Here is a 10,046-nt window from a genome sequence, read left to right as displayed (position 1 = left end):
TATTTTTGCAAAACATAGTAATCCTCCTCTACGTACTGATTTTGATATTATTATATCATAATTACTACGTTTGGAAGTAATTACAAGCTTTTTGTGGGATAATCATAATATATATAGTTCATCATATAATCCGTTAGACAAAAAAACTTTAAGAACCAAGTAAAATATGGATTTAAATATAAATAATATTTTGATGAGTGATTTATAAGAAATTATTAATTAATACAATAAATGTTAAACTAATGAAATGGGTGTTATAATATGAAAAGTTTAAAAACTACAAATCAAGAAACAATAAAAATAACAAATCAGAAAAAAATAATTCAGTTGTTATATAGGAAGCAACAACTTACTAAGCGTTTAATAGCCCAAACTGTCAAGATAAGTATCCCAACAGTTATAAGTAATGTTAGGGAACTTATAAAACAAGGATATTTAGATGAAACTAAGGTTGGAGAATCTTCTGGAGGGAGAAAACCTGCGATTGTTAGATTTTTACCAAATTGTAGATATTCTTTTGGAATACTTATTACAAAAGAACAAGTTAGAATTATTTTGACTAATCTAAATTTTAATATAATAGTCGAAAAAATTATTAATGTGCCTGATAAGATAGATGATTTCAACAATATTACTATAGAAATTAAAAAAGAAATTAATAATATTATTGCTACAAATAATATACCATTATATAGGATATTGGGAATAGGTTTTTCATTACCTGGTACTGTTAATGAAAAAGAATTAATTTTAAGGAATGCACCAAACTTGAAGTTGAAAAATGTATGTTTTAAAGATTTTGAACGTGATCTTCCAGTGCCAATATTTATAGAAAATGAAGCTAATGCGTCGGCATATGCAGAAGCATTTATAAATTTTAATTATGTTAAAAGTAGTTTGGTTTTTATATCAATAACAGAAGGTATTGGTACGGGCATAATAATTACGGATAATGTTTATAAAGGTTTTAATAAGCGTGCAGGAGAGTTTGGACACATGACTATAATAAAAAATGGGAAACAATGTAATTGTGGTAAAAAAGGATGCTGGGAATTATATGCTTCTAAAAAAGCATTACTGGATGAATATAAAAAGGAATATAATATTAAAAATAACAGCTTAAAGGATTTTATGGAGATGTCCAAAACAGATAATAAAGCGGAAAAAATATTAAATACTTATTTAGAATTTTTAGCAGAAGGCATTAAGAATATAATATTGATATTAGATCCACGATGTATAATTATTGATGGAGAAATATCTGATTATAAGAGCCTTATTGAGACAAAATTAATGGACAAAATATTTAAGCAAAACGATTTCTATGATAAAAAAGAATGTAAAGTATCGTTTTCTAATTTAGAAGGTAATGCATCTATACTTGGAGCGGCATTCTTGCCAATGAGGAAATTATTTTTTTTAGATGAAAAAATAATTTAGATATAATTATTTATTTATGTAAAAGAGTATACCTGAAAAATCCTTATACTATGTTAAGGATTTTTCAGGGTGATTATAAAACTAGTATAATTTTTTATTATACTAGTTTTTTACATACAATCATGCGATATTATTTTACTAACCTTTAAATTTGTTCCATCAACAGCAAGTAGATTACCATCTAACCCTAATCCCTTGGTAAATAAAATAAACCCTTTAATTTTTTTGATAGCTACCCTATTATCTTTCATAAAAACTAAAAAAGTTCCATGATCAGGACTGATTTTTTTCACCAACCACATTAATTTAATATTTATTTTTGTTTCCACTTCTATCCTATGAGAACTCCTTATTCTATTAGTATAACAATAATATATATATTGTACCTTTTATATGGCTTCTGACCTGGTATACTACCATTAAAACATCATATCAACCCCTTACAGTATATCTTGAACATAAATGCGTTGTTTCCTTTTTGTTTTAGAACTTAATACAATAATTGTTAGATAAACCCACGCACGGTAATGTGAGAGATTGCTAAATAAAATAGTTATTTAGCAATCTCTCACATTTGTACTTTGGACAAAAAAAAGCTGTTGTACTGATTTCTCAGTACAACAGCTCCCCTAAAATTTCAACTACAAATACGTTGTTTATCATTTTTCTTACTAGCATGTGCCCTAAGAGTAGCTTCTATCTCTTCAAGAGAACGATTACGAGTTTCAAATACCTTAGATCTAACAAACCATATTGAAACAAAACAAAGGGCACCATAACCTATAAATAAACTACCCGTTCCAAAGAAATTCAATAATGGAGGAAATGTTAATGATACTATCATGTTAGCACCCCAATTAATTACACTACTAAATGAGTTGCCAAGTCCACGAATATTTAAAGGAAATACTTCACCAATCATGACCCACATTACAGGTCCCCACGTAGCTGAAAAGAATCCAATATAAACAGTTAATGCAATAACACAAATAATTGCAGCAGTTAATGACCCATGAGAGAACTTCATTGAAATGCTCATAATTAGTAAGGAAGTTCCCATTCCAATCGCTCCATAAATCAACATCTTTTTACGATCAACTTTATCCATGATCATAACAGCTACAACAGTAACAATAACATTAAAAATTCCTATTCCAATGTGGGCAAGTAAAGCCGCTTGAACACCAAAGCCAACCTCAGTAAAGATAGTTGGTGCATAGTAAAGAACTGTATTGCAGCCCATAACCTGTTGGAAAATTGCTAATCCAGCACCAATAACCAATGCCGGGTGAACAAATTTACCAAATAATTCTTTAATTCCGCCACTTTTCATTGCAGCTTGTTTCTTAATTTGAATAAGTTCATCATTAACAGCACTTTCATTATGTTTATTCATTTGGGCTAAGACATCTCGAGCTTCATCAAATCGACCATCTTTAACTAAAAAACGAGGACTTTCTGGTAATACAAGACCTCCTAGGAAAAGAATTGCTGCTGGAATAGCAGCAAATCCAAGCATCCAACGCCAGCCACTATACAAGTTGGAGAAACTATAGTTAGTTATGTAGGCTAATAAAATACCGCTCATTACCATCAACTGGAATAAACTTGACACAGAACCACGTTTTTCTGCAGGTGATAATTCAGCTAAGTATGTTGGAATTAAAGCAGAGGAAGCACCTACCGCCATACCAAGAACAACACGTGATAAAATCAATGCTGAAAACCCTGGAGAAAATGCTGATCCAATTGCACCAACGAAGAAAATAATTGATGATAGTAAAATCAATTTCCTACGTCCAAACTTATCAGACATTGGTCCAATAATTGCAGCCCCAAGAACAGCCCCTAGTAGTACAGAACTAACAACCCAACCTTGTTGCCATGAATCAAGGTGCATTTGTTTTTGAATAAACAAAATTGCCCCTGAAATAACTCCAGTATCATAACCAAACAAAAGGCCGCTAAGTGCACCAAAAATATATATTAAAGAACTGCTAATTTTTCTTTTTACCCTCATTGAAAACATCCCCTATTTTTTATTTTATTTAGTCGTAAATTTATTATCGCATGTAATCGTAAATATTAAACGATTTCATATTTATTAAAAAGTTCCATATAAGTCATAATCATCTCCTATTTTTATTTTATTTAGTTGTAAATTTATTATCGTATCAATTTGTAAATATTAAACGGTTTCATATTTATTAAAAAATTCCGTATAAGTTATTACCCTCCCCATTTTTATTTTATTTAGTTGTAAATTTATTATTGCATAGATTCGTAAATATTAAACGGTTTCATGTTTTTTAAAAATTCCTATAAGCTATTTTAATAAATTTAGTATAACACACCAAAAAAACTTTTTCAATGCGTTTTAAAAAGTTTTACAAATTCTAAATTTAATTTGTATAAATCTACGAACATTATTGATTTTGAAATACAATTAGGAAAAATAGCATTAACAATTATTTAGCAAATATACCCACTACATTAGATATTTTCACAGATAGTACAAGTAAATCATGTATCCTCCACTATACACTAGATCAAGAGTTGAATGACTTTAATCATTTTTTCTTTCAGCGTTAGTTTCTTGTTTTGGACAAGTAATTCAGTTATTACATTTACTTCCCCTATTTTATTTTTGCATCAATTATTACTTTAGGTTTGAAATATTTCATCAAATAGTCTTTACAATTGGATGTTAAATTTTTTAAAATATGAAATCTATTACTTACTAGTAGGGGTACTATGAAAAGCAGTAATGAACAATCTGTGTTACAAGAAGTATTCACAAATGTGTTGGGGCAGGAATTGTTTTAAACAACCAACTGTATATAGGTACAAATGGAAAATTACGTAAACTAAAGCAATTTATTTTAATTATCTCGCCTAAAAATAATCCCTTTTCAAAATTAAAATATTGATAATTTTAATAAAATGAAAAAGTTTACAAAAACATATTGCAGAAAGCGCAAATTAGATGTAGAATGAACTTATTAAAGTGATTTTAAAAAGATATCTAATTTTACATCTAAATACCTACATGAGGGGGAAAATAAATATGATTATTAAAAAAGTTACAGATAATGAATTTAAAAAATATGGACGTGTTCTCAAAAATTATAATTGTTCTAAACTGATTGAAAAAATGAAAACGACACCATTGCCAACTGATGTAATTTATGAACCATCAGTTAAAGAATTGGAAAATTTAAAAATTTTCGAAGATTTAAAAACAAGAGAATTTGGTGAATTACCAATTCAAATAGGATATTGTAACGGTAATAATTATTTATTGAACGCAGTTGAATATCATCGTTCATCTGAAATAAATGTTGCAGTAACCGATTTTATTTTACTTTTAGGTTGTATTCAGGATGTTGAAGAAGATTATTCATATGATACTTCAAAAATCGAAGCGTTTATAATTCCAACTGGTACAATACTTGAGGTCTATGCAACGACACTTCATTATGCACCTTGTAATGCTAATGAATATGGATTTAAATGTGTAGTTGTTTTACCAAAGGACACTAATTTATCATTAGAAAGCAAGATTAATAAATCTGGTGAGGATGCTTTGCTATTTGCTAGAAACAAATGGTTAATTGGCCACAAGGATACCGATTTAGGTGCTCAGGGAGCATTTGTAGGATTAAAGGGATTAAATATTTCAGTTAAATAAACATACATTAAAATATATTAAAACAAATTGGAGGAATTAAAAATGAAAAATTTACCACAATTAAAATTAGGAATTGTCGCAGTAAGCAGAGATTGCTTCCCAATGGAGTTATCTGAAAGTCGTAGAAAAGCAGTAGTAGAAAATTTCAAGAAATCTAAGGTAGATATATTTGAATGTTTAACTACTGTGGAAAATGAAACAGATATGTTAAAGGCAGTAAAGGAAGTTAAAGAAGCTGGTGTAAATGCATTAGTAGTATACCTTGGAAATTTTGGTCCTGAAACATCAGAAACTCTACTTGCAAAACAATTTGGTGGACCAGTAATGTTTGTTGCTGCTTCTGAAGAAAGTGGAGATAACTTACTTAATGGTCGTGGAGATGCTTATTGCGGAATGTTAAATGCAAGCTACAATTTAGCACTACGTAATATAAAAGCATTTATTCCTGATTATCCTGTTGGAACAGCTCCTGAAGTTGCCGATATGATTTCAGAATTTGTACCAGTTGCTACTACATTACTTGGACTAGACAAACTAAAGATAATCTCTTTCGGACCTCGTCCACAGGATTTTCTAGCATGTAATGCACCAATTAAGCAGTTATATAATTTAGGTGTTGAAATTGAAGAAAATTCAGAACTTGATTTATATGCAGCTTTTAATGAGCATGCTAATGATTCAAGAATTCCAGAAGTAATAGCTAGCATGAAAGAAGAACTTGGTGAAGGAAATAAAATGCCTGGTATTTTATCAAAGCTTGCTCAATATGAAATTACATTATTAGATTGGATAGAAACACATAAAGGTTCAAGGGAATTTGTTGTTTTTGCAAATAAATGTTGGCCATCATTCCAAACACAATTTGGTTTTGTACCTTGTTATGTAAACAGCAGACTAACTGCAATGGGGATTCCCGTATCATGTGAAGTTGATATTTATGGTGCCTTAAGTGAATATATAGGAACTTGCATAAGCCAAGATGTTGTAACATTACTTGATATTAATAATACAGTACCTGCTGATATGTATGATTCAAAAATCAAAGGTAAATTTGATTATACATTAAAAGATACATTTATGGGATTCCATTGTGGTAATACAGCTTCTTGTAAATTAACAAGTGCTACTATGAAATTTCAAAAAATTATGGCAAGATCGCTTGAACCTAATAAAGAACCAAACATAACTAGAGGAACACTTGAAGGAGATATTATTCCTGGAGATATAACATTCTTCCGTTTACAAAGCAATGCAGAAGCAGAATTAACTGCATATGTAGCAGAAGGTGAAGTTTTACCAGTCCCAACTCGTTCATTTGGATCAATTGGTGTTTTTGCAATTCCTGAGATGGCAAGATTCTATCGTAATGTGTTAATTGAAAAGAGATTCCCACATCATGGTGCAGTTGCATTTGGACATTATGGAAAAGCAATTTACAATTTATTTAAATACTTAGGCGTCAAAGAATTATCATTTAATCAACCAAAAGGAATGCTTTATAAATCAGAAAACCCTTTTAAATAATAATCATTGAATTGGCACCTATAAGATAATCACATAAAAAAGTGATCTCTTATAGGTGCTTTTTCGTATGCATTACTTAATTGTACTTTAGATTTTAAACAGAATCCATTTACAAGTTGTAAGTTCATACTTAATTTCGAATAATTTTATGACATCATCAATTAGACTCTGACACTTATAAACAAGCATAGTATTCCCTGCAAATTTTTCAGTATCTTTTACTATAACTTTATCTATTTTTATGACCTGCATAGGCGCATTATCTATTTGCATTCTAAACCTTATAGGCTTTATATATCCTCTATTATCTGTATAAGAAATCATCTCTATAGGTAAAGCTAAAACTTTCATATACTCTTACCCTCCTTAAAACATTGAATTCATTCAACGACAGTATTCCATCTTTCCCTCCACACATTATCAAATAAATAAAACACTATTTCATCTATTTTGTCCACATTTTAGAACACCAGTTCGTATAATTATTATATACTAATTTTCAAGTTTTTAGAAGTGTTTTTATTGAATTATTTTTAGCAATATATGTAAAACATGATATATTCATTTAATATTTATAAATACTTATTGCATTAAGCTCAAAAAACAATTAAAAGTATAAAAGTTTTGTTTTTAACAATTACTTCTATACCTTTAATATTCAAAATTTGTTTTCAATTTCACTTAATTTTTATAACTTTCTCTGGATTAATTTTTATTTTAAATGGAAGAGATTTTTGCTTAATTAAATTCCACTCTTCCTTAGAAACATCACACATTACATGATAATCCTTTTCATTTCCTATAGGCTCACTAAACTTAAGATATACTTTTGTTCTAAATAGCGCCTCGCTAGTAAAAACAACCCAGCAATTAAATGTATTAATGACTTCATCAGCTTCACAAATTTCTAAATAATGAGCTCTAATCCCTATATATTTTATATTTTCTTCTAATTCATAATTAAAAGTAATTCTGCATCCCCAATCAATAGCCTCTATTACATTGGACATAACTTTTCTAGCTTTTGAGATGTTTTTACAACCTGTTAATTTAGCAGAATAAAGAGTCGGTGGGTTATTAAATATAACATTCTTATGCCCAATAGCGTCAATACTTCCCCCTGCTATTATTATTATATTATTGCATAATTGATAAGCCTCTTCCATATTATGTGTAACAAAAATTGATGTTCCCTTAAACTGTTTAAGGTCTTCCTGTAGCCTAATAATCATGTTATTTCTAAGATGTTCATCTAATGCTGAAAATGGTTCATCAAGAAGTAATATTTCAGGATTTACAACAAGAGCTCTTGCAAGTGCAACTCTTTGTTGTTGTCCTCCTGATAATTGATATGGATACCTCTTTTCCATTCCACTAAGCTGTAAATCAATAATTTTTTTTCTTATCTTATTAGCTTTTTCAATTTTAGAAATACTTTTAATAAGCCCAAACCCAATATTTTGTTCAACCGTCATATTCGGAAAAAGAGCATAATTTTGGAAAAGGAATCCTACTTTTCTTTCTCTAATTGGCATGTTTATTTTATTCTCTGAATCAAACAAAACCCGGCCATTTAACACTATCCTACCAATGTCAGGTGTTTCAATTCCTGCTATGCACCTTAGTGTCATACTTTTCCCTGATCCAGATGCCCCTAAAAGGCCTAAAATATCATTTTCTGCCTTGAAATCAACTTTAAGCTCAAATCCTTGTAGTTTCTTTGTAATATCTACCTCTAAACTCATAATTATTTTCTCCTTGCAGATGACACTATAAACATTTGCTTCTCAGCCCATTTATCACTAGCAACCATAACTGTTAGAGATATTATAAATATTAATATTACCCATTTAATAGCATTGCCAGTTTCTCCAGCTACCTCAGCAAAATATATTGCAATTGGTATTGTTTGCGTTTTGCCAGGAATACTTCCAGCAATCATTATAGTTGCTCCAAATTCTCCAAGTGCCCTTGCAAATGACAAGACTGTACCTGCTGCAATTCCTGGCCAAGCTAGCGGTACAGCTACTTTCCAAAAAATTTTTCGTTCAGATACTCCAAGGGTCCTGGCAGCATTAATAACATTAACATCAATTTGTCTAAAAGCACCCACACACGTCCTATACATTAAAGGAAATGCAACTACAGTTGCAGCTATAACTGTAGCATACCATGTGAATATTATATTAATTCCAAATTTACTTAACAACCTTCCTATGGGAAAATTCTTGCCTATAATCATAAGCAATATAAATCCCAAAACCGTTGGAGGAAGTACCATTGGTAATGTCAAAATCCCATCTAATAATCCTCTAGCACGACCTTTATAGTTAGCCATAAACCAAGCCACTGCGATACCAATAAAAAACACTATAATTGTAGCTGTAATAGATGTCTTTATGGAAATCCATAATGGTGAATAGTCTGACATACGCTCCAACTCCTAACTTATTTTACAAGGGAACTAAAACCATATGATGTAAATACTGCTTTTGCTTTATCACTAGACAGATATTTCAAAAACGCTTTAGTATCATCTATATTTTTACTAGCTTTAATTACAGCTACAGGATAAACTACTGGCTTTTTATATAATTCCGTGCCCGCTTTTGCTCCAACCTTTACTTTACTTGAAGTCTTAGCATCACTACCATATACAATTCCTGCATCTGCATCTCCTGATTCAACCCAAGATAAAACTTCTTTAACATCTTTTCCATAAACGGCTTTTGCTTTCACTTTATCAAGAATTTTTAAAGACGTCAATATTTCCTCTGAGTATTGACCTACAGGAACAGTTTTCGGTTCTCCCAAAGCAATTTTCTTGATATTACTGTTTTCCAAATCTTTAAAATTATTAATACTTAATTTAGAATCACTTTTAGTTATAAGCACTACACTATTTCCTAATAAGTTTACCTTGGTACTGTCAATTAGTAAACCTTTTTTCTGAAGTGCGGTCATCTGTTTTGTAGCCGCTGAAAAGAATAAATCAGCATTTGCACCTTGTTCTATTTGTTGTTGTAAAATTCCTGATGAACCAAAGTTATAATTTATTGTAACATTTGGTTTTTCCTTCTTATAAAGTATTTTAATTTCACCCATAGCTTCTGTTAAACTTGCAGCAGCTGAAATTGTTAGTGTAACTGGTTTTTGAGTTGGTGTCTTAGAAGTTTTGGCCTTCTGAGCGCACCCCCCCATTACCAATGTAGACGCTATTAAAACCATACCTAGTAAAGAACTTATTCCTCTTTTCATCTTTATCCCCCCATATTTTATAGGATAGTGTTAACACTATCTTTGTTTTATTTATTTAAGACCCTGCAATTGCAAGGATTGTAGCTGTTTTTAAGAAAAAAAACAATGACCCCCTCTTTCTGGTATAATTGTT

At 30.2% G+C, this 10,046-nt stretch carries 9 protein-coding genes; 3 read left to right on the top strand and 6 right to left on the bottom strand.

Going from position 1 to position 10,046, the window contains the following annotated elements; all coding sequences use genetic code 11:
- The first annotated feature begins 261 nt into the window (after window positions 1-261).
- Window positions 262-1,440 carry an ROK family transcriptional regulator gene (locus KPL38_RS16325; protein ID WP_216290213.1) on the top strand — a complete coding sequence of 393 codons (1,179 nt, stop codon included), beginning with the start codon at window positions 262-264 and terminating at the stop codon, window positions 1,438-1,440.
- A gap of 110 nt (window positions 1,441-1,550) precedes the next feature.
- Here KPL38_RS16325 and KPL38_RS16320 read toward each other — a convergent pair whose 3' ends face one another.
- Both KPL38_RS16320 and KPL38_RS16315 read right to left on the bottom strand, forming a co-directional pair.
- On the bottom strand, window positions 1,551-1,769 hold the full coding sequence (locus KPL38_RS16320; protein WP_216290212.1) for a hypothetical protein: 219 nt from the start codon (window positions 1,767-1,769) through the stop codon (window positions 1,551-1,553).
- A 308-nt stretch (window positions 1,770-2,077) separates the two neighbouring features.
- The gene (locus tag KPL38_RS16315) at window positions 2,078-3,460 is read right to left on the bottom strand and encodes a sugar porter family MFS transporter (RefSeq protein ID WP_216290211.1); all 1,383 of its coding nucleotides are present in this window, start codon (window positions 3,458-3,460) and stop codon (window positions 2,078-2,080) included.
- A gap of 1,047 nt (window positions 3,461-4,507) precedes the next feature.
- Between KPL38_RS16315 and KPL38_RS16310 the strand changes: the two genes are divergently transcribed.
- Entirely contained in the window at window positions 4,508-5,131 is a 624-nt protein-coding gene (locus KPL38_RS16310; RefSeq protein ID WP_216290210.1) for a DUF4867 family protein, read from the top strand.
- A gap of 42 nt (window positions 5,132-5,173) precedes the next feature.
- The gene (locus KPL38_RS16305) at window positions 5,174-6,655 is read left to right on the top strand and encodes an L-fucose/L-arabinose isomerase family protein (RefSeq protein WP_216290209.1); all 1,482 of its coding nucleotides are present in this window, start codon (window positions 5,174-5,176) and stop codon (window positions 6,653-6,655) included.
- An 87-nt stretch (window positions 6,656-6,742) separates the two neighbouring features.
- Here the strand turns inward: KPL38_RS16305 and KPL38_RS16300 are convergent, their stop codons facing one another.
- The 4 genes from KPL38_RS16300 to modA all read right to left on the bottom strand — a co-directional run bounded on the left by KPL38_RS16300 (window position 6,743) and on the right by modA (window position 9,913).
- Window positions 6,743-7,006 carry a hypothetical protein gene (locus tag KPL38_RS16300; RefSeq protein WP_216290208.1) on the bottom strand — a complete coding sequence of 88 codons (264 nt, stop codon included), beginning with the start codon at window positions 7,004-7,006 and terminating at the stop codon, window positions 6,743-6,745.
- Window positions 7,007-7,332: 326 nt separating this feature from the next.
- Window positions 7,333-8,400, bottom strand: coding sequence for a sulfate/molybdate ABC transporter ATP-binding protein (locus tag KPL38_RS16295; protein WP_216290207.1), 1,068 nt, complete (start codon window positions 8,398-8,400; stop codon window positions 7,333-7,335).
- Between the two features lie 2 nt (window positions 8,401-8,402).
- Window positions 8,403-9,086 (bottom strand): molybdate ABC transporter permease subunit, encoded by a 684-nt coding sequence (gene modB, locus KPL38_RS16290; protein ID WP_216290206.1) that lies wholly within the window; start codon window positions 9,084-9,086, stop codon window positions 8,403-8,405.
- Window positions 9,087-9,103: 17 nt separating this feature from the next.
- On the bottom strand, window positions 9,104-9,913 hold the full coding sequence (gene modA / locus KPL38_RS16285) for a molybdate ABC transporter substrate-binding protein (RefSeq protein WP_216290205.1): 810 nt from the start codon (window positions 9,911-9,913) through the stop codon (window positions 9,104-9,106).
- Between the last annotated feature and the right edge of the window lie 133 nt (window positions 9,914-10,046).

The organism is Clostridium psychrophilum (assembly GCF_018861705.1).
Taxonomy (GTDB): Bacteria; Bacillota; Clostridia; order Clostridiales; family Clostridiaceae; genus Clostridium_AD; species Clostridium_AD psychrophilum.
This window is presented reverse-complemented; position numbering and strand designations above follow the sequence as displayed.